At 64.4% G+C, this 18,449-nt stretch carries 16 protein-coding genes; 10 read left to right on the forward strand and 6 right to left on the reverse strand.

Going from position 1 to position 18,449, the window contains the following annotated elements; genetic code table 11:
- Window positions 1-147: 147 nt before the first annotated feature.
- Genes QJT82_RS26425 through QJT82_RS26435 form a run of 3 tightly spaced genes read left to right on the forward strand, consistent with a single transcriptional unit; the run spans window position 148 to window position 2,939 of the window.
- Window positions 148-1,554: an MFS transporter gene (locus tag QJT82_RS26425; protein ID WP_028341455.1), complete on the forward strand. Its 1,407-nt coding sequence runs from the start codon at window positions 148-150 to the stop codon at window positions 1,552-1,554.
- Window positions 1,555-1,566: 12 nt separating this feature from the next.
- Window positions 1,567-1,731, forward strand: coding sequence for a hypothetical protein (locus QJT82_RS26430; RefSeq protein ID WP_155258552.1), 165 nt, complete (start codon window positions 1,567-1,569; stop codon window positions 1,729-1,731).
- A 32-nt stretch (window positions 1,732-1,763) separates the two neighbouring features.
- Window positions 1,764-2,939, forward strand: coding sequence for a PHB depolymerase family esterase (locus QJT82_RS26435; protein WP_028341456.1), 1,176 nt, complete (start codon window positions 1,764-1,766; stop codon window positions 2,937-2,939).
- On the opposite strand, the gene QJT82_RS26440 is transcribed toward QJT82_RS26435, so the two are convergent.
- Window positions 2,940-3,608 (reverse strand): MBL fold metallo-hydrolase, encoded by a 669-nt coding sequence (locus QJT82_RS26440; protein ID WP_028341457.1) that lies wholly within the window; start codon window positions 3,606-3,608, stop codon window positions 2,940-2,942.
- 175 nt (window positions 3,609-3,783) lie between these two features.
- On the opposite strand from QJT82_RS26440, the gene QJT82_RS26445 reads away from it, so the two are divergent.
- Both QJT82_RS26445 and QJT82_RS26450 read left to right on the forward strand, forming a co-directional pair.
- Window positions 3,784-4,596, forward strand: a complete 813-nt coding sequence (locus QJT82_RS26445; protein WP_028341458.1) for an RMD1 family protein — start codon at window positions 3,784-3,786, stop codon at window positions 4,594-4,596.
- Window positions 4,597-4,797: 201 nt separating this feature from the next.
- Window positions 4,798-6,405: an alpha-amylase family glycosyl hydrolase gene (locus QJT82_RS26450; protein ID WP_028341459.1), complete on the forward strand. Its 1,608-nt coding sequence runs from the start codon at window positions 4,798-4,800 to the stop codon at window positions 6,403-6,405.
- On the opposite strand, the gene QJT82_RS26455 is transcribed toward QJT82_RS26450, so the two are convergent.
- Together QJT82_RS26455 and QJT82_RS26460 are read right to left on the reverse strand one after the other, a co-directional pair.
- Window positions 6,393-8,093 (reverse strand): alpha-amylase family protein, encoded by a 1,701-nt coding sequence (locus tag QJT82_RS26455; protein WP_264641739.1) that lies wholly within the window; start codon window positions 8,091-8,093, stop codon window positions 6,393-6,395. The genes QJT82_RS26450 and QJT82_RS26455 overlap by 13 nt on opposite strands.
- 119 nt (window positions 8,094-8,212) lie before the next feature.
- Window positions 8,213-8,641 (reverse strand): hypothetical protein, encoded by a 429-nt coding sequence (locus QJT82_RS26460; RefSeq protein ID WP_051447919.1) that lies wholly within the window; start codon window positions 8,639-8,641, stop codon window positions 8,213-8,215.
- A gap of 259 nt (window positions 8,642-8,900) precedes the next feature.
- Here QJT82_RS26460 and QJT82_RS26465 point away from each other — a divergent pair, with 259 nt between their 5' ends.
- A complete protein-coding gene (locus QJT82_RS26465) occupies window positions 8,901-9,383 on the forward strand; it encodes an MmcB family DNA repair protein (RefSeq protein WP_028341461.1) in 483 nt (160 codons plus the stop codon).
- Window positions 9,384-9,666: 283 nt separating this feature from the next.
- Here QJT82_RS26465 and QJT82_RS26470 read toward each other — a convergent pair whose 3' ends face one another.
- Window positions 9,667-10,221 (reverse strand): ActR/PrrA/RegA family redox response regulator transcription factor, encoded by a 555-nt coding sequence (locus QJT82_RS26470; protein ID WP_016845514.1) that lies wholly within the window; start codon window positions 10,219-10,221, stop codon window positions 9,667-9,669.
- Between the two features lie 134 nt (window positions 10,222-10,355).
- On the reverse strand, window positions 10,356-11,675 hold the full coding sequence (locus QJT82_RS26475; RefSeq protein ID WP_028341462.1) for an ActS/PrrB/RegB family redox-sensitive histidine kinase: 1,320 nt from the start codon (window positions 11,673-11,675) through the stop codon (window positions 10,356-10,358).
- Window positions 11,676-11,816: 141 nt separating this feature from the next.
- On the opposite strand from QJT82_RS26475, the gene QJT82_RS26480 reads away from it, so the two are divergent.
- From QJT82_RS26480 to QJT82_RS26495, 4 genes are all read left to right on the forward strand, one after another.
- Window positions 11,817-12,611 carry an ABC transporter ATP-binding protein gene (locus QJT82_RS26480; protein WP_035631809.1) on the forward strand — a complete coding sequence of 265 codons (795 nt, stop codon included), beginning with the start codon at window positions 11,817-11,819 and terminating at the stop codon, window positions 12,609-12,611.
- A complete protein-coding gene (locus tag QJT82_RS26485; RefSeq protein WP_028341464.1) occupies window positions 12,608-13,432 on the forward strand; it encodes an ABC transporter permease in 825 nt (274 codons plus the stop codon). Before QJT82_RS26480 ends, QJT82_RS26485 begins: the two co-directional genes overlap by 4 nt.
- 128 nt (window positions 13,433-13,560) lie before the next feature.
- Window positions 13,561-14,889 (forward strand): polyhydroxyalkanoate depolymerase, encoded by a 1,329-nt coding sequence (gene phaZ / locus QJT82_RS26490; protein ID WP_028341465.1) that lies wholly within the window; start codon window positions 13,561-13,563, stop codon window positions 14,887-14,889.
- Between the two features lie 198 nt (window positions 14,890-15,087).
- Entirely contained in the window at window positions 15,088-15,927 is an 840-nt protein-coding gene (locus QJT82_RS26495; RefSeq protein WP_028341466.1) for a SprT family zinc-dependent metalloprotease, read from the forward strand.
- Window positions 15,928-16,158: 231 nt separating this feature from the next.
- Here the strand turns inward: QJT82_RS26495 and QJT82_RS26500 are convergent, their stop codons facing one another.
- Window positions 16,159-18,417: a penicillin-binding protein 1A gene (locus tag QJT82_RS26500; RefSeq protein WP_028341467.1), complete on the reverse strand. Its 2,259-nt coding sequence runs from the start codon at window positions 18,415-18,417 to the stop codon at window positions 16,159-16,161.
- Between the last annotated feature and the right edge of the window lie 32 nt (window positions 18,418-18,449).

The raw sequence follows: 18,449 nt of genomic DNA on the forward strand, positions 1-18,449 counted from the left end.
GCCGTCCGGAATGTTTTCCAGCGCGTCAACGCAAATTGGCAGCCGGGGCTCGAGCGTCCGTGATCCCGGGCTTACCTCGCAGGTAATCGAAGCGATGATCGGAATCTGCTGATGTCCGCCATAACGTCATTTCGGGCAGGACAGGACATGCACCAGATCGTTTCGACGCGAGCGGACACATCGCGCCGCTGGTGGGTGCTGGCGATCGTGGTGTCAGCGCAATTCATGTTCGGTGTCGATGCCTTCATCGTCAACGTCGCGATCCCGACGATCGCGGCGGAGCTGCACGCGACGCCGGCGCAGATCGAGGCCGTGATCGCGATCTACCTGATCGCCTATGCCACGCTGGTGGTCACCGGCGGCCGGCTTGGCGACATCCATGGCACCAGGAACGTGTTCATCGCCGGCGTCGCCGGATTCTCGGTGACCTCGCTGTGGTGCGGTCTCGCGCAGTCCGGGCCCGAGCTCATCGTCGCGCGGCTCGCGCAGGGCGCAACCGCGGCGCTGATGGTGCCGCAGGTGCTGGCGACGCTGCATCTGCTGTTCTCAGACGCCGCCCGCGCGCGGGCGTTCGGCATCTACGGCATCGTGCTGGGGCTCGCGGGCGCCGCCGGCTTCATGCTCGGCGGTGTGCTGGTGACACTCGACCTCGCCGGGCTCGGCTGGCGCGCCGTGTTCTTCGTCAACGTGCCGTGCGGCGTCGTCATCATCGCGGTGGCGCTGAAGATCATGCCGACGGTGCCGCGCCGCGCCGGAACGCGGCTCGATATCCCGGGCGCGATCGTGCTGTTCGCGGGCCTGCTGTGCCTGATCGGTCCGCTGCTGTTCGGCCATGATCTTAACTGGACGGCATGGGTGTGGCTGGTGATGGCAGTGGGCATCGCTGTGATCGCGGCCTTCGTGCGGCTCGAGCGGTCCGTCGCGCGCCGCGGCGGCATGCCGCTGATCGATCTGTCGCTGCTGTCGGATCGCGCCTTCATGCGCGGGCTGGTCGCGGTGTTTTTCTTCTTCTTCGCGAACCTGTCCTTCTACCTCATCATGACCATGTTCATGCAGAGGGGCTTGCAGATTCCGCCGCTGGAGGCCGGGCTGGTGTTCGTGCCGCTGGCGCTGACCTTCGTGGTTGCCTCGCGTCACAGCGGCCTGCGCGCCAGGCATCGCGGCACGCTGGTGCTGATCGAGGGCTGTGCGCTGCAGATCGTCGGTCTCGCCGTGCTGGTCGCGACAATTGAGGCGGTCGCGGCACCGTCGGCACTGCTGCTCGCACTGGTGCTGATGATCTTCGGCTACGGCCAGGGGCTTGTCATGGCGCCACTGTCGAGCGCGGTGCTCGCGAGCGTGCAGCCCGCGAGCGCCGGTGCCGGCTCCGGCATGTATGGCACCACGACGCAGATCGGCAACGCGGCCGGCGTTGCCGCGATCGGCGCAGTCTTCTTCGCGATCGAGAGCACGATGTCAGCACGTCTGGCGCTGTTTGCGGCATGCGCATTGTTTGTGCTGTCGATCACCATTTCAGCCGCATTTTTGTCATGGATGCGCCGCGCCACCACGTGAATCCGGCAGCACGTGGCGCGCATTCCTGAAAAGTTGGTGCTCAAACAAGGTGCTATGGCAACCATTTTGGCCGGTCCGCAGCGCGATCACGCATTAACGCCGATTCTCACAATTCCGCAGGGAAAGACAGCACACGGCCTTTTCATTTTGCAGTGCAGCAATTATCTGATCGGGTGACACAGAAGACTAAATCACCTCAGGAGTTGCTGTTGTCCCTGATCAACAACGTCGAATTTCTGCGTCATCTGCCGAAGATGAACGCGTTCAGCGGCCTTGGCGCACTCGCGCCGGCCGTGCCGACGCCGCTCGTCGAGACGACCGAATTCGGCGTCAACCCCGGCGATCTGAAGATGTATTCGTTCGTGCCCGCGCAGCTGGCGCGGTCGCCCGCGCTCGTCGTGGTCTTGCATGGCTGCGGCCAGACCGCCGCGTCGTACGATCTCGGTGCCGGCTGGTCGGCGCTTGCGGCGCATTACGGCTTCGCGCTGCTGATGCCGGAGCAGCAGGCTTCCAACAACGGCAACACCTGCTTCAACTGGTTCAATCCGCAGGACATCGCGCGCGGGCAGGGCGAGGCCGCGTCGATCAGGCAGATGATCGCGCATCTGGTCGGCGCGCACGAGATCGACCCGCGCCGAATCTATGTGACGGGACTGTCCGCCGGCGGCGCGATGGCGTCGGTCATGCTCGCGGCCTATCCGGATGTGTTCGCGGCCGGCGCCATCATCGCCGGCCTGCCGTTCGGCGTCGCCAACGATCTGCGCGAGGCGCTGCACGCGATGATGCATGGCAGCGCGCTGTCCGCGCTCGAGCTCGGCGGTCTCGTCCGCAACGCCTCGACGCATGGCGGCGCCTGGCCGAGGATTTCAGTGTGGCACGGCAGTGCCGACCGCACCGTGCATCCGGGCAATGCCGATGCGATCGTCCGGCAGTGGCTCGACGTGCACGGCCTGCCGCTTGCTGCGATGTCGAAGGCGGATGTCGACGGCCATCCTCGCGAGGTCTGGTGGAACGCCGATGGCGAAACCCTGGTCGAGTCCTACACCATCGCCGACATGGCGCATGGCACGCCGCTCGGGCTTGCCGACAACGACGAGCGCTATGGCGTGGAGGGTGCGTTCCTGATCGAGGCCGGGATCTCGTCGTCCTATCACATCGCGAGCTTCTTCGGCCTGACCGACAAGATCCGTCAGCCGCATATCGCGCCGACCGGAATCCCGCGCGAGCGCGCCGACACGGTGTCGATGACGGTACCGGTGCCCGCGGCCGAGCCGGAGGTGGCATCCGGCCGCAAGAGCGACCGGCCGCGCAAGCGACGGAGCAAGGGTGTCGATGTCGGCGGCGCCATCACGCGGGCGCTCACCGCCGCGGGGCTGATGAAGTAGCTACATCTCGCCGGTCAGGAACGGATTCGTCATCCGCTCCTGGCCGATGCTCGATCCCGCGCCGTGGCCGCAGATGAAGCCGACATCGTCGCCGAGCGGCAGCAGCTTGTCCTTGATCGACTGGATCAGCGTCGGATGGCTGCCGCCGGGCAGATCGGTGCGCCCGACCGAGCCGGCGAACAACACGTCGCCGACATGGGCGAAGCGCAGCTCCTTGTTGAAGAACACCACACTGCCCGGTGAATGGCCGGGGCAGTGCAGGATGTCGAAGGTGAGATCGCCGATCGAGACCTGATCGCCCTCATCGAGCCAGCGGTCCGGCCCGAAATTGCGCACCCCGGTCATGCCGAAGCGTTCGCCGCTCGAGACAACATTGTCGAGCAGATATTTGTCGGCGATATGCGGGCCCTCGATCTTGACCTGCAGCGCGTCGCGCAGTTCGGCGGCGCCGCCGACATGGTCGATATGACCGTGGGTCAGCCAGATCTTCTCGACCGTCACGCCGGTCTGCTTGATCGCGGCCTGGATCTTCGCCACGTCGCCGCCGGGGTCGATCACCACGGCTTTCTTGGTGGGCTCGTGCCAGATGATGGTGCAGTTCTGCTCGAACAGCGTCACCGGCACGATGATCGCGCCGGCCTTCGGTTTGGTGTCGGTTGTCTCGTTCATGAGGGCACCATAGGCTTCCGGCAAACGCCGTCAACACGCACCGGAAATGCGGCTGCCCCGGCGTGTGATCCCAAAACGGACCGTGATAAGGTCGCCTCCAGCAGAACAAGTTCGCGAGCAGGCCGGTACGCGGCCGCTCTCGATCACGATTCAAGTCCTCGCCGTCCGGAACTTCATGACCCAGGCTCCCAAATCATCGATCGGCGGACCCCGGACCACCGCGCGCGCCTTCTTCGTCGCGGACCGCATCAACACATCGGGCCTCGAGCGCGGCGACGTGCTGGCCACGACGCCGCTGGCGTTTCGCGTCAATGACAATGGTGTGGCGATCCTGTTCCGCTACGGCGTCGTCGTCCTGATCGGCCTCAATGCGTTGGAGGAGGATGAATTCCTGCGCAGCCTGCAGTCGCGCATGACCGGCCTGTTCACGCGGCGCGAGGAGGAGATCGCAATCATCGAGCTCGCCGCCGAGAAGGAGGATCAGATTCCGCCGGGCGGCCCGATCTATCTGCAAGGCCTCTCGCCGGAGCGGCTGATCCTTGTCGGCGAGGCGTTGGCGAAAAGCGTGGTGCTGGCGCGGCACGAGCGCGAGGTCCGGGCGGTCTTCGACACGACCGAGCCGCTTGCACGTGAGCTCGCCAAGGGCGGCCGCGTCCATGGCGGCCGCGTGGCGATCCTCAAGCACATCGGCAACGCGCTGCTGGTGCGGCATCGCGTGGCCGGACCGGTCGAAGTGTCGGAGAAGCCCGATATCCTCTGGGACAAGCCGCAGCTCGAGCGACTCTACGCCAGGCTCGAGGACGAGTATGAATTGAAGGAGCGTGCGGAATCGCTGAACCGCAAGCTCGCGGTCGTCGCCGAGACCGCGCAGGTGCTGACCGACATCATCGACACCAGCCGCTCGCTGCGGCTGGAGCTGATCATCGTCTTTCTGATCCTGTTCGAGGTGTTGATCACCATCTATCAGCTGGCGATCGCCCGGCACTAAGCTACCCGTAGCCCGGATGGAGCGAAGCGAAATCCGGGAATCTCGCCAATTGTGCAAGTGGTCCCGGATTACGCTTTGCTCCATCCGGGCTACGGCGCTACGGCGCCATCTTTCCGTCCCGAATTGTGCGTCATCCCTGAACCGATCGGCCGCTCCGGGCGCGGAGCGGCGTGGGCCGGGCTGCGAGCTTGGGGGGACGGGATGGATCAGGACGACAGGGACTGGTGGCGACGCGGGATTTTCTATCAGGTCTATCCGCGCTCGTTCGGAGATAGCGACGGTGACGGCGTCGGCGATCTCAAGGGGATCATCACGCGGCTGCCCTATCTGACGCGGCTTGGCGTCGACGCGGTGTGGCTGTCGCCGATCTTCCCGTCGCCGATGGCCGATTTCGGCTACGATATCTCCGATTACACCGGCATCGATCCGCTGTTCGGGACGATGGAGGATTTCGACGCGCTGGTCGCGGCCGCGCACGATTCCGGCCTCAAGCTGATCCTCGATCTGGTGCCGAACCACACATCCGACCAGCATCCCTGGTTCATCGAGGCGAAGAGCTCGCGCGACAATCCCAAGCGCGACTGGTACATCTGGCGCGATCCGGCGCCGGACGGCGGCCCGCCCAACAACTGGCTGTCCGAGTTCGGCGGCAGCGCCTGGGCGTATGACGAGGCCTCGGGCCAATACTATTATCACGCCTTCCTTGCGCAGCAGCCCGATCTCAACTGGCGCAATCGCGAGGTCAGGGACGCGATCTACGACGTGATGCGCTTCTGGCTGCGCAAGGGCGTCGACGGCTTTCGCGTCGACGTGATCTGGCACCTGATCAAGGATGCCGACTTCCGCGATAACCCGACGAACCCGCATTATCGCGCGGACCGGCCGCCGCACGAGAAGCTGCTGACGCAGTATTCGACCGATCAGCTCGAGGTGCACAGCGTCATCACCGAGATGCGCGGCGTCACCGAGGAATTCGACAACCGCGTGCTGATCGGCGAGATCTACCTGCCGCTGCACCGGCTGGTTGCCTATTACGGCAACGATCTGCGCGGCGCGCAGATGCCGTTCAACTTCGCGCTGCTGTCGACCTTGTGGAGCGCGCGAGCGGTCGAGATGATCATCGCCGATTACGAAAAGGCGCTGCCCCCGGGTGCGTGGCCGAACTGGGTGCTCGGCAATCACGACCGGCCGCGGGTGGCGAGCCGGGTGGGGCCGGCGCAGGCGCCGGTCGCCGCGATGCTGCTGCTGACGTTGCGCGGCACGCCGACGCTCTATTACGGCGACGAGATCGGCATGCGCCAGGTTGCGATTGCGCCGGATCAGGTGCGCGATCCCTTCGAGAAGAACGTGCCGGACATCGGCGTCGGCCGCGACGGCTGCCGCACGCCGATGCAGTGGAGCGCCGAGCGCAATGCCGGCTTCTCGACAGCTCCGCCGTGGCTGCCGCTGGCGCAGGATTTTGCCAGCGACAATGTCGCAAGTCTCGAGGCGGAGAGGACGTCGATCCTCAACCTCTACAAGGCGCTGATCGCGCTGCGGCGAAGGCTGCCGCAGCTCGTCCATGGCAGCTATGAGCCGGTGGCGGCGCACGGTGATGTGCTACTCTACCGGCGGCGCAGCACTGAGGGCGTCGTCGTGATCGCGCTGAACTTCGGCGCGGCCGCCGCGTCGGTCTCCTCAAGCGCGATCGGCTTCAGCAATGAAGTCTTGCTGTCGACCTTGATGGACCGGCAGGGTGAGAAGGTCGAAGGCGTGCTCGATCTGCGCGCCAATGAGGGCGTCATCCTCGGACCGCATCAGGACGATTGACGCCGTGTGCGGGGCTCGTTGGTATCGATATCGCTGCGCTTGAGCAGATAGTCGAGCCCACCGACCCGGTACCAGCGATAGCCGTAGGCCTCGATCAGAAGCTTGTGGCGACCGGCATCGTCGGCGCGGCTGTGATCCTCGGTCAGGAGATTGACCAGGAGATTGCCGGCGTCGTCGGGCAGCCCGACGTTGAAAGATATCTCGAGCGGCTTTTCCGCGAAATTGTGCGCGAACAGCACCGAGTTGTTACGCCAGTCGTACCGGATGATCAGGACGGCGGGATTTCGGGTTGCGATAACCTTGAAATCTCCCCAGCCGACCTCGGGGACTTCCTTGCGCATGCGGACGATCCGCTCGGTCCAGTTCAGCATCGAATTGGGGGCGCGCCGTTGCTTGGCCGCGTTGACGTGCTCATAGCCATACGGTCCATTGTCGATGATGGGCACACATGGCCGATCGCTTTCGGTGAAGCCAGCGTGCGGCTCGGTCGACCATTGCATCGGCGTGCGCGCGCAACCGCGTTCGGGCAGGTCGAGATTGTCGCCCATGCCGAGTTCATCGCCGTAGCGGATCACGGGCGTGCCGGGAAGCGTGCACATCACGCTGTAAGCGAGCTCGATGCGTCGGCGGTCGCCGCCCAGCATGGGCGCAAGCCGTCGCCGGGTGCCGCGGTCGTAGAGCTGCATGCTCTTGTCGGCACCGAATGCCTCGAACACGGTCTCGCGCTGCGGCTTGGAGAGGCGGCCGAGGTCGAGTTCATCATGATTGCGCAGGAACAAGCCCCATTGCGCGGTCGCGGGCCGTGGCTTGGTCGCCGTGAGGGCCTTCGCCAACGGCTTCGTATCCGCCGACGCCAGCGCGTAGAACAGATGCTGATTGACGTGGAAGTTGAACATCATGTGCATCCGGTCGCCGTCACGCCCGAAATATTCCATGTCGGTCTCGGGCAATACGTTGGCTTCGGCGAGAATGATCGCGTTGCCCTGGCGCCATTGCAGGAATTCCCGAAACGATCGCAGCATGTCGTACTGCTCGACCGGCTTGCGCCTGGAGGCGCCCTTGGTCGCGATCACGAACGGCACGGCGTCCATGCGGAAGCCCGAGACGCCGAGCTGGATCCAGAACCCCATGATCTTGAAGATCTCGGCCTGCACATGCGGGTTCGATGTGTTGAGGTCCGGCTGGAAATCGTAGAAACGATGAAAGTACCAGGCACCGGCTTGCTTGTCGCGCGTCCATGTCGATTTCTGAACGCCGGGAAATACCATGCCGGTATTGGCATTGGCGGGCTTCTTGTCCGACCAGACGTACCAGTCGCGGTACGGCGAATCCTTCGAGCTGCGCGCTGATCGAAACCAGGCGTGCTGATCCGAGGTGTGATTGACGACGAGATCGATGATGACGCGGATGCCGCGCTGCTGGCAGCCATGGGTGAATTCAACGAAATCGCCCAGCGTGCCGTAGCGCGGATCGACGTCGTAATAATCCGAGATGTCGTAGCCGTCGTCCCTGTTGGGCGAAGGCTGAAACGGCATGAGCCAGATCGCGGTGATGCCGAGCCCGTGCAAATAGTCCAGGCGCCGCAGCAGGCCGCTGAAATCACCGATGCCATCGCCGTTGGCATCCATGTAGGTGCCAACCGACAGGCAGTAGATCACTCCGTTCTTGTACCAGAGGTCGTCGATCACAAGGCAATCCTCTCCAGTCCACCCGTGACGGCGGCCGGGAGGATAAGCGGTGAGGCGGCGACGGGTTCCTGCGGAGCGCCGTCCCGCACGGGAGCCGAACGACGCTCCGCGCCGAGTGGCTACCGCTTGATCTGCGCCTTCAGCGTGTCTTCGACCACGCGATCGAACGACGACGCCTTCGGCGCGCTCTTGCGGTGCTCGGCGACGTATTGGTCGCGCTTGGCGACCAGCGTGGCGAGCTTCTCGTTCAACGCCTTGCGCTGGACGATCTGCTTGTCGATCTCGGCGCTGCGTGCTTCCGGCTTCATGGCGCGGAGATTGTCCGGCAGATCCTCGTCCGTGACCTTTGCCACATCGTTGCGGCCGGCCGCGACGTCGGCGACCAGGTCACCGTCGCCGGTGACCGCCTCCGCCGTCACTTTGGCGCGCTTGTTGATGAAGCTTGCCATCTCCGACGCACGGGCCGGCGAAGCCGCGGCGACGCTCGCTAGCTGCTGGGTCTTGGATTCCGTTCGCTCCTGCAGCGGGCGCGGACCGTAGGGGATCACGGTGCTGTTGATCTGGCGCTGGCAGGATGATGATGTCCTCGTCGAACGGCGTCTCGATGGTGACGATCTGGCCGCGTCCCTCGGAACCAGGTTCCGTCGGCTTCGCGGTGCCTTGAGGCCGGAATCAAGGCGCCTTCCTCGCGAATTTGCTGCCGATTCCGGCGCTCCCGCCCTCTATCGGCTGGAGCATGATCTTCGTGGAAAACCGGCTTCCACTTTTCCGGATCATGCTCTCGTGGAATCGGCTAATCTTCGCGCGATGGACTCACCCGCCCGCCAGATCGCGCTTGTGCCCGTGCCCGACCGACGCCAGTCGGAGACCGCGCTTGCGATCGCGCGCGGCACTGCGAGGCTTCTGAGATCGCTGGGATTTTCCTGCATCAGCGAATTGCCGCTGCCGTCCGGCCGAAGAGCCGATCTGGTCGCGCTGAACGAGCGCGGCGAGATCTGGATCGTCGAGATCAAGTCATCGGTCGAGGATCTGCGCGCCGACCAGAAATGGCAGGACTACCGGATGCATTGCGACCGGCTGTTCTTCGCCTTCACGCAGGATCTGCCGTGCGAGATCTTTCCCGTCGACACCGGTTTGATCATCGCCGACGCCTATGGCGCGCATCTGCATTGCGAGGCGCCGGAGCATCGCCTGCCGGCGGCAACCCGCAAGGCGATGACGGTGCGTTTTGCCATGGCGGCGGCGCAGCGGATCAACCGCCTGGTCGATCCGCAGGGGCACGAGTTTTAGGACAGGTGCGGTTGTGATCCGTCATCCTGAGGAGCCGCGAAGCGGCGTCTCGAAGGATGCACGGCCCGGCTGATGGCCGTCGATCCTTCGAGGCTCGCTCCGCTCGCGCCTCAGGATGACGGTGTGAAATCAAGTAGCCCGGATGGAGCGCAGCGCAATCCGGGTGAGTCTTGCCGCCGACTGCGCTGCCCCGGATTTCGCTTGCGCTCCATCCGGGTTACGGGAGATCGAACGGAAATGGCCGGGCAATAACCCGGCCATCGCAAACCAATATGAATCCTGCTTAGCGCGGTGCGCGCTTGGCGAGGATGCGCTGCAAGGTGCGGCGGTGCATGTTGAGACGGCGCGCGGTCTCCGAGACGTTGCGGTTGCACATCTCGTAGATGCGCTGGATGTGCTCCCAGCGCACGCGGTCCGCCGACATCGGATTGGCCGGCAGCTCGGACTTCTCGGTGCCGGTCGCGAGCAGCGCGGCGACGACGTCATCGGCGTCGGCGGGCTTCGAGAGATAATCGACGGCGCCCATCTTCACCGCGGTGACGGCGGTGGCGATGTTACCGTAGCCGGTCAGCACGATCGCGCGCGCCTCGGGGCGCTTGCGCTTCAGCGCCGAAACGACGTCGAGGCCGTTGCCGTCGCCGAGCCGGAGGTCGACGACCGCGAAAGCGGGCGCGGCGCGGCCGATCTCGGCGAGACCATCAGACACCGTGTCGCATGACTTCACTGCGAAGCCGCGCGTCTCCATCGCGCGCGACAGGCGTTCCAGGAACGGCTTGTCGTCCTCAACAATGAGGAGCGAGCGGTCAGCATGGTCATTCAATTCAGTGATGGCGTTCACGGTCCATTTTTCCCTGTGGCAGACACCAACAATATGGGGTCCTACCGTGGCGCTGCCAAGGCAGCCGAAAGTCGCGTGCTCGTCTGGAAAGAGCAATGCATCCGTAATGCCAGAGTTGCGATTAAGAATCGTTCTTAGGATTCGGTTTCGTCGCCCGGCGCGGATTCCTCAAAGCTCTCTCGCGGCCAGACGATCTGCACCACGGCGCCGTGATCGGGGAAGGTGCGATTGGTAAACGACACTTTGGCGCCGGTGCGTTCCAGCAGCGTCCTTGCGATGAAAACGCCCAGACCGAGGCCCCCACGTGGGTTTTGGGCCTCATCCGCACCCCTGCGGCGCGACAGATACGGCTCGCCGATCCGCTTCAGCATGTCGGGCGCGATGCCCGGACCGTCATCGGAGACGACGACCTCAACGGTTTCGGCGTTCCACCATGCGTTCACCTCGACGGTCTGGTGCGCGAAATCGACCGCATTTTCGAGAATGTTTCCGACGCCATAGAGGATCGCCGGATTGCGCGCGGCGACCGGTTCAGGCGTTGCTGCGACAGCAAGCCGCACCTTGATGTTGATACCGAAATCGCGATGCGGCGCCACCGCCTCCTCGATCAAGGTCGACAGCTTCATGGTGTCGAACGGCGCACCGCTCGATGACAATTGCGCGATCTTGCTCAGGATGTCGCGGCAGCGCTGCGCCTGCTCGCGCAAGGTCTTGAGGTCGCCGGCGATCGCCGGGTCATGCACCGTCTTCTCGAGCTCGCGCGAGATCAGAAAGATCGTCGACAGCGGCGTGCCGAGCTCATGCGCGGCGGCGGCAGCGAGGCCGTCGAGTTGGGTCAGGTGCTGTTCGCGCGTCAGCACCAGCTCGGTCGCGGCGAGCGCATCGGAGAGCTGGCGCGCTTCCTCGGTCACCTGGAATGCGTAAAGACTGGTGACACCGATCGCGAGCAGGATCGAAAGCCAGACGCCGATCAGATAGATCGGCGGCAGCACCAAGGGATCGTCGGCGTCCCAGGGCAGCGGTAGATGGTAGAAGAACAGCGCCGAGGCGCAGGCGACCGCAAGGCAGCCGAGCGCGATCGTCAGCCGGATCGGCAGCACGGTGGCCGAGATCAGGACCGGTGCCAGGAACAGGAACGAGAACGGGTTCTGCAATCCGCCGGTGAAGTACAAGAGCCCGCCGAGCTCGACGATGTTGAACGCGAGCAGCGCGGCGGCATAGGCCGGCTCCAGCCGCTGCATCGGGTTGAAGGCGATCTGCAGCGCCAGATTGAGCAGCGCCGAGAACGTCACGATGGTGACGCATGGGACGATCGGAACGTCGAATTCCAGTCCCTGCGCCACGATGAAGATGGCGACGAGCTGGCCGAGCGCGGCGAGCCAGCGCAGCCGCAGGATCGTATCCAGGCGGACGTAACGGCGGGGTTGGCGGAAATCGGAGGCGACATCGGTCATTCCTGGACCTTAGCTGTGCCGTGGGCGGCGCACAAATTCGCGACTTGGCGCAACGATGCAGGGCAAGCCTTTAATTACAGCCAAGCCTTTAATTACCGCCGAGCCTTGCGCTTATTGTCGCAATGGCTCAATGACGGCCATATGCAACAGATCGGGACAGGTCAGGCGCAAACGCCGGCGGTCGATCAGGGCGGATCGGCCGCGATCGACGTCGCGCATCTGGTCAAGGTCTACAAGACCACCCGCGCGGTCGACGATATTTCGTTCCGCATCGCGCGCGGCAGCATCACCGGCCTGCTCGGCGGCAACGGCGCCGGCAAGACCACGACGATCGCGATGATCATGGGCCTGGTGCTGCCGACCTCCGGCAGCGTCGAGGTGCTCGGTGCACGAATCCCCGAGCAGCGCTACGATGTGCTCGGCCGGATGAATTTCGAAAGCCCCTATGTCGACATGCCGATGCGGCTCACGGTGCGGCAGAACCTGACCATTTTCGGCCGCCTCTATGCCGTGCAGCATTTGCGTGAGCGGATCGACCAGCTCGCCGACGATCTCGATCTCAAGGAATTCCTCGACCGCTCCAACGGCAAGCTCTCCGCCGGGCAGAAGACCCGCGTCGCGCTGGCGAAGGCGCTGATCAACGAGCCGGACCTCTTGCTGCTCGACGAGCCGACCGCCTCGCTCGACCCGGATACCGCCGACTGGGTGCGGCAGCATCTCGAGACCTACCGCAAGACCCATAACGCGACCATCCTGCTGGCGTCACACAACATGCTGGAGGTCGAGCGCCTCTGCGACCGCGTCATCATCATGAAGCGCGGCAAGATCGAGGACGACGACAGCCCCGAGCGGATCATGGCGCGCTACAACCGCGACACGCTGGAGGAGGTGTTTCTCGACGTGGCGCGCGGCCGGGTGCGGGAGGGGGCACCATGAGCGAACTCGTCAGCCAGCACCAGCACACCATTTCACTGCAACGCATCAACGCGATGGTGCTGCGCTATTGGTATCTCTTGATGTCGTCATGGCCGCGGCTGCTGGAGCTGGTCTACTGGCCGGCATTGCAGATCATCACCTGGGGCTTCCTGCAGAATTACATCTCGCAGGCATCCGGCTTCTTCGCCAAGGCGGGCGGCACGCTGATCGGCGCCGTGATCCTGTGGGACATCCTGTTCCGAGGGCAGCTCGGCTTCTCGATCTCGTTCCTGGAGGAGATGTGGGCGCGCAATCTCGGCAACCTGATGATGAGCCCGCTCAAGCCGATCGAATTCCTGCTCTCGCTGATGATCATGAGCCTGATCCGGCTCGCCATCGGCGTGATCCCGATGACGCTGCTGGCGCTGTTCTTTTTCGGCTTCAACTTCTACGCCATCGGGCTGCCGCTGATCGCGTTCTTCTGCAATCTGATCTTCACGAGCTGGTCGGTCGGCGTGTTCGCCTCCGGCCTCGTGCTGCGCAACGGGTTAGGGGCGGAAAGCATCGTCTGGACGCTGATGTTCGCGGTGATGCCGCTGGCCTGCATCTATTATCCGGTCGAGGTGCTGCCGGGCTGGCTGCAAGCTGTCGCCTGGACGCTGCCGCCGACTTACGTGTTCGAAGGCATGCGCTCGCTGTTGATCGATCACGTCTTCCGCGCCGACCTGATGGCGTGGGCGCTGGCCATCAACGCCATCCTGTTCGCTGCCTCTTTTGCGATCTTTCTTGCCCTTTTGCAGAGCGCCAAGCGCAACGGCTCGCTGCTCGCCGGTGGTGAATAAATGTCACTTTCTCGTGGATTCTCGGTGTATTAGCCCGATATCGCCCCCAGATTCGGCTCGCGGCGCATTGACGCATTGTTACGCATTGGTCAGTATGCTGCGGCGCAAAACAGGGGTCTGAAAATACTATGCCCATCGGTGAATTTGGCGGTGCCCCGCCACTAGCGGCGGAAGGCAGCCCGGCACTCACGACGCCTTTGTACTGGATGTACGAGATGGCGCATGCGTCGCTCAACCCGGTGCGCGCGGTGACCGACGCCACCAAGATCCTGTTTCAGAATCCGCTCAATCCGTGGACCCACACCGAGTTCGGCAAGTCGATCGCCGCCGGCTGTGAGCTGTTCGAGCGCACCACGCGCCGCTACGGCAAGCCCGAATGGAACCTGCCGACGACCGAGGTCAACGGCATCCGCACCCCGGTCGAGGTCCGTTCGATCTGGGAAAAGCCGTTCTGCCGCCTGCTGCATTTCGATCGCAAGCTGACGCGGCCGTTGCGCTCGCCGCAGCCGCGCGTGCTGATCGTGGCGCCGATGTCGGGCCACTATGCGACGCTGCTGCGTGGCACGGTCGAGGCATTCCTGCCGACGCACGAGGTTTACATCACCGATTGGGCCGATGCGCGCATGGTGCCGCTCGCGGCCGGCCGGTTCGATCTCGAGGATTATGTCGACTACCTGATCGAGATGCTGCACGCACTCGGCGGCAACATGCACGTCATCGCGGTGTGCCAGCCTTCGGTGCCTGTCGTGGCAGCTGTTTCGGTGATGGAAGCCAATAACGACCCGTTCGTGCCGCTGTCGATGACGCTGATGGGCGGGCCGATCGACACCAGACGCAATCCGACCGCGGTCAACAACCTCGCGGAAGAGCGCGGCATCGAGTGGTTCCGCAACAATGTCATCACCAAGGTGCCGTTCCCGCATCCGGGCGTGATGCGTGATGTCTATCCGGGCTTCCTGCAACTCAACGGCTTCATCAGCATGAACCTCGACCGGCACATGGACGCGCACAAGGCGCTGTTCGCCAATCTGGTCAAGGGTGACGGCGATCTCGTCGACAAGCACCGCGAATTCTATGACGAATATCTCGCGGTGATGGACCTCACCGCCGAATATTACCTGCAGACCGTCGATCTCGTCTTCGTCAAGCACGCGCTGCCGAAGGGCGAGATGACCCATCGCGGCAAGCCGGTCGATCCGTCGAAGATCCGCCGCGTCGCGCTGATGACGGTCGAAGGCGAGAAGGACGACATCTCCGGCCTCGGTCAAACCGAGGCGACGCACGCGCTCTGCACCGCGATTCCGAACCATCGCCGCGTGCATTACGTGCAGAAGGGCGTCGGGCACTATGGCGTGTTCAACGGCTCGCGTTTCCGCTCCGAAATCGTGCCGCGAATCTCCGATTTCATGGTTTCGGCGGCCAATACGCGGCTTTCCCTGGTCGCCGCGGCCGAATAGGTATCACCCCGGCCGCGATTGTTGCAGTCGCGCAAGTCACTGATTTAACTAAAAGAATCTCAAATCGGCCAAGGCTCAAGCGATGAATTTTTTTTCATTTCTTGGGCCTTTTTCGTAACCTTGATTCATCGAAAAAATGCCGGTTCCGACCCCAGCCGGTAGAGGTCAATTAACAGCCAACCCCTGTATATTGGGCAAATGATTTGTTTTTGCGCCGAGCGCTTTCCCTGGCGGCGGATATGGCAAAGTTCGGGCGAACTCCTGCTCCCCGGACTCTCAGAAATGGCTACTCGCGCGCTCCTCTATCGGCGGCCTGCCGAACCCGCGACCGTATTGGTCAGACACGGCTCCCAGTTCTTCACCGTCAGATTGCGCCGGCACAGGCGCGCGCGCCGCTACACGCTCAGGATACATCCGACCGATCGCGAGGCGATCCTGACGATGCCGCCGCGCGGCACGATTCCCGAAGCGAAGGAGTTCGCCAATCTCCATGGCGGCTGGATTGCCGCCCGTCTTGGCCGCTTGCCGAAGGCCGCGCCGTTCCAGCCCGGCACCGTGGTGCCGTTGCGCGGCGTGCCGCATCGCCTGGTGCACCGCTCGGGCGAGCGCGGCACGGTTTGGACCGAGACGCGCGACAGCGGCGAGAAGATCATTTGCGTCGCCGGCGGCGTCGAGCACATGGATCGCCGCGTGCACGACTTCCTCAAGCGCGAGGCGCGCAAGGATCTGCAGAAGTCGGCACAGCTTCACGCCGCGGAACTCGGTGTGCGGGTACGCCGGATCTCGATCCGCGATCAGTCGAGCCGCTGGGGCTCGTGCACCTCGGCGGGTTCGCTGTCGTTCTCATGGCGGCTGATCCTGGCGCCGCCCTTCGTGCTCGATTACCTCGCCGCGCATGAGGTCGCCCATCTCGTCGAGATGAACCACTCGGCGCGGTTCTGGCGGGTGGTCGACAAGGTCTGCGCGTCGGTGACGCGTGCCAAGAACTGGCTCGATACCTACGGCAACGACCTGCACCGCTACGGGATTCAGGAGTAGAGCGCGCTCTACGCCCCGAACGTTGCTGTCATCGCCCGCGAAAGCGGGCGATCCAGTATTCCAGAGACAGTTGTATTTCAGCGGATAAACCGCGGCGTACTGGATCCCCGTGCGTAGCCCGGATGGAGCGGAGCGCAATCCGGGGCGGCTCTCAACGCGGCGCGAGCTGTCCCCGGATTTCGCTCCGCTTCATCCGGGCTACGAAGCTACGCGGTTCGTCCGCCCGGCGCCTTACCGAAACAACCGATCCGCCAGCCAGCCGTCCAGTCCTGCTGCCGCCTCCGGCCGCGCGTTCGGGTTGGGTGGTGCCGAGGCGCGGGCCGGGGTCGGCGGGGGCGCGCGATAATAGCCGCCACCGGATGGTGCCGGCACTGGCGGCTGCGGTGCCTGCATCGGCGGCTGAATCTGCATCGGTCCCGCCGGCGCAGACGGCGCGGTGACCTGCGACGAGATCTGCATCAGGTTCGCCGGCCCCCAACTGCCTTGCGAGTTCGGGATCGCCGCGACCGGCACGCCCTGATGCGCCGCCTTCATGAAGCGGGTCCACACTTCGACCGGCAAGCCGCCGCCGGTCGCCTTCTTGGTCGGTGAATTGTCGTCATTGCCGAGCCAGACGCCGGTGACGAGCTTGGCGGTGTAGCCGATGAACCAGGCGTCGCGATAATCCTGGCTGGTGCCGGTCTTGCCGGCGGCGGTCCAGCCCGGGATCTCCGCCTTGCGCGCGGTGCCCGAGATCAGCGTCTCGCGCATCATGCTGTTCATCATCGAATCATAGCGCGGCTCGATCACCTGGTTGGGCGGATCGGTCGGACGGTCATAGAGCAGCTTGCCCGAACTGGTCTTGATTTTGGTCACCACATGCGGCGACACCACGTAGCCGCCATTGGCGAACGGCGCATAGGCGCCGACCAGCTCGATCACGGAGACTTCGGAGGTGCCGAGCGCAATCGAGACGTTGGGCTCAAGCTTGGAGGAGATGCCGAGCCGGTGCGCGGTACGCACCACATTCTTGGCACCGACCTCGACGCCGAGCCGCACCGCGACCGTGTTCAGCGACATCGCCAGCGCCTGGGTCAATGTCACCGAGCCGAAATATTCGTGGGTGTAGTTCTCTGGCTTCCAGCCCTTGATGTCGAGCGGCGCGTCGGTGCGGATGGTGTCCGGCGTCAGCCCTGCTTCGACCGCGGTGAGATAGACGAACGGCTTGAACGCCGAGCCAGGCTGCCGCTTCGCGGTGACTGCGCGATTGTACTGGCTCTCGGAGTAGTTCCGGCCGCCGACCATGGCGCGCACCGCGCCGTCCGGCGTCATCGCCACCAGCGCGCCCTGGCTGACATTGAACTTCACGCTCTTGGCGGCGAGCTCATCGATGATGGCGGCTTCGGCGACGTTCTGCAGCTTCGGATCGATCGTGGTCTGCACCACGATGTCCTGGTCGATCTGGCCGACCAGATCGTCGAGCACTTCGCCGATCCAGTCGGCGACATAGTTCACGGTGCCGGCGCCGGCCGGCTTCACCGCAATCGAGGGCTGGCCGATCGAGGCCTTGGCCTGCGCCTCGGTGATGAACTTGGCGTCGGCCATCGCCGCGAGCACGACCTGCGCGCGCTGCTCGGCGCCTTCCGGGTTGCGGTTTGGCGCCAGCCGCGACGGCGACTTGACGAGCCCGGCCAGCATCGCGGCTTCCGGCAGCGTGACGTTCTTCGCCGACTTGCCGAAATAGCGCTGGGCCGCGGCCTCGACGCCATAGGCGCCGGACCCGAAATAGACCCGGTTGAGATAGAGCTCGAGGATCTCGTTCTTGGAATGCTTGCGCTCCAGCCAGAGCGCGAGCTCGGCCTCCTGCAGCTTGCGCTGCATGGTGCGCTCCTGGGTCAGGAACAGGTTCTTGGCGAGCTGCTGGGTCAGCGTCGAGCCGCCCTGCGAGACGCCGCGATGCAGGATGTTGGTCACCGCCGCGCGCAGGATGCCGACCGGGTCGACGCCAAAATGCGAATAGAAGCGGCGGTCCTCGATCGCGATGAAGGCCTTCGGCAGATAGGGCGGCAGATCCTTCAACGCGATGTTGGCGCCGGCCATTTCGCCGCGTTGCGCCAGCACGCTGCCGTCGATGCCGACGATCTGGATCGTCGGCGGACGCTTGGGAATCTCCAGCGACTGGATCGGCGGCAGATGCGCGCCGACCCACACCACGACACCGATCACCGCAATGCCGGCCCACAGGCCGAGCACCGCGGTCCAATAGAACAGGCGGCCGATGCCGAAGCCGCGCGACTTGCTGCGCCGCTTGCTGCTGCTGCGTGACGGGCGCGGTTTCTCGCTACCGGAATCGCTGCTCTTGTCGCTGCTCTTGGGTTTGGATTTGGCGGGCTTGTCGTCGTCGCCGCCGGGAATGCGATCGGACGGCGACAGTCGGAGGTCGGCAAGCGCGGCCGGAAGCCCGAACAGCGGCTCCTTGCGCGCACCGCCTTTTTTACGTCCCCACGCCATCCGCAACGCTCACACCCTGACAGGGACGCACG

This window comes from Bradyrhizobium sp. Mp19 (assembly GCF_029952935.1).
Classification (GTDB): domain Bacteria; phylum Pseudomonadota; class Alphaproteobacteria; order Rhizobiales; family Xanthobacteraceae; genus Bradyrhizobium; species Bradyrhizobium elkanii.

Excerpts from the sequence above, each read along its gene's own strand:
- QJT82_RS26425 (WP_028341455.1), top strand. The coding sequence starts at position 148 with ATGCACCAGATCGTTTCGACGCGAGCGGACACATCGCGCCGCTGGTGG.
- QJT82_RS26440 (WP_028341457.1), bottom strand. The coding sequence starts at position 3,608 with ATGAACGAGACAACCGACACCAAACCGAAGGCCGGCGCGATCATCGTG.
- QJT82_RS26445 (WP_028341458.1), top strand. The coding sequence starts at position 3,784 with ATGACCCAGGCTCCCAAATCATCGATCGGCGGACCCCGGACCACCGCG.
- QJT82_RS26450 (WP_028341459.1), top strand. The coding sequence starts at position 4,798 with ATGGATCAGGACGACAGGGACTGGTGGCGACGCGGGATTTTCTATCAG.
- QJT82_RS26465 (WP_028341461.1), top strand. The coding sequence starts at position 8,901 with ATGGACTCACCCGCCCGCCAGATCGCGCTTGTGCCCGTGCCCGACCGA.
- QJT82_RS26475 (WP_028341462.1), bottom strand. The coding sequence starts at position 11,675 with ATGACCGATGTCGCCTCCGATTTCCGCCAACCCCGCCGTTACGTCCGC.
- QJT82_RS26480 (WP_035631809.1), top strand. The coding sequence starts at position 11,817 with ATGCAACAGATCGGGACAGGTCAGGCGCAAACGCCGGCGGTCGATCAG.
- QJT82_RS26485 (WP_028341464.1), top strand. The coding sequence starts at position 12,608 with ATGAGCGAACTCGTCAGCCAGCACCAGCACACCATTTCACTGCAACGC.
- phaZ (WP_028341465.1), top strand. The coding sequence starts at position 13,561 with ATGCCCATCGGTGAATTTGGCGGTGCCCCGCCACTAGCGGCGGAAGGC.
- QJT82_RS26495 (WP_028341466.1), top strand. The coding sequence starts at position 15,088 with ATGATTTGTTTTTGCGCCGAGCGCTTTCCCTGGCGGCGGATATGGCAA.
- QJT82_RS26500 (WP_028341467.1), bottom strand. The coding sequence starts at position 18,417 with ATGGCGTGGGGACGTAAAAAAGGCGGTGCGCGCAAGGAGCCGCTGTTC.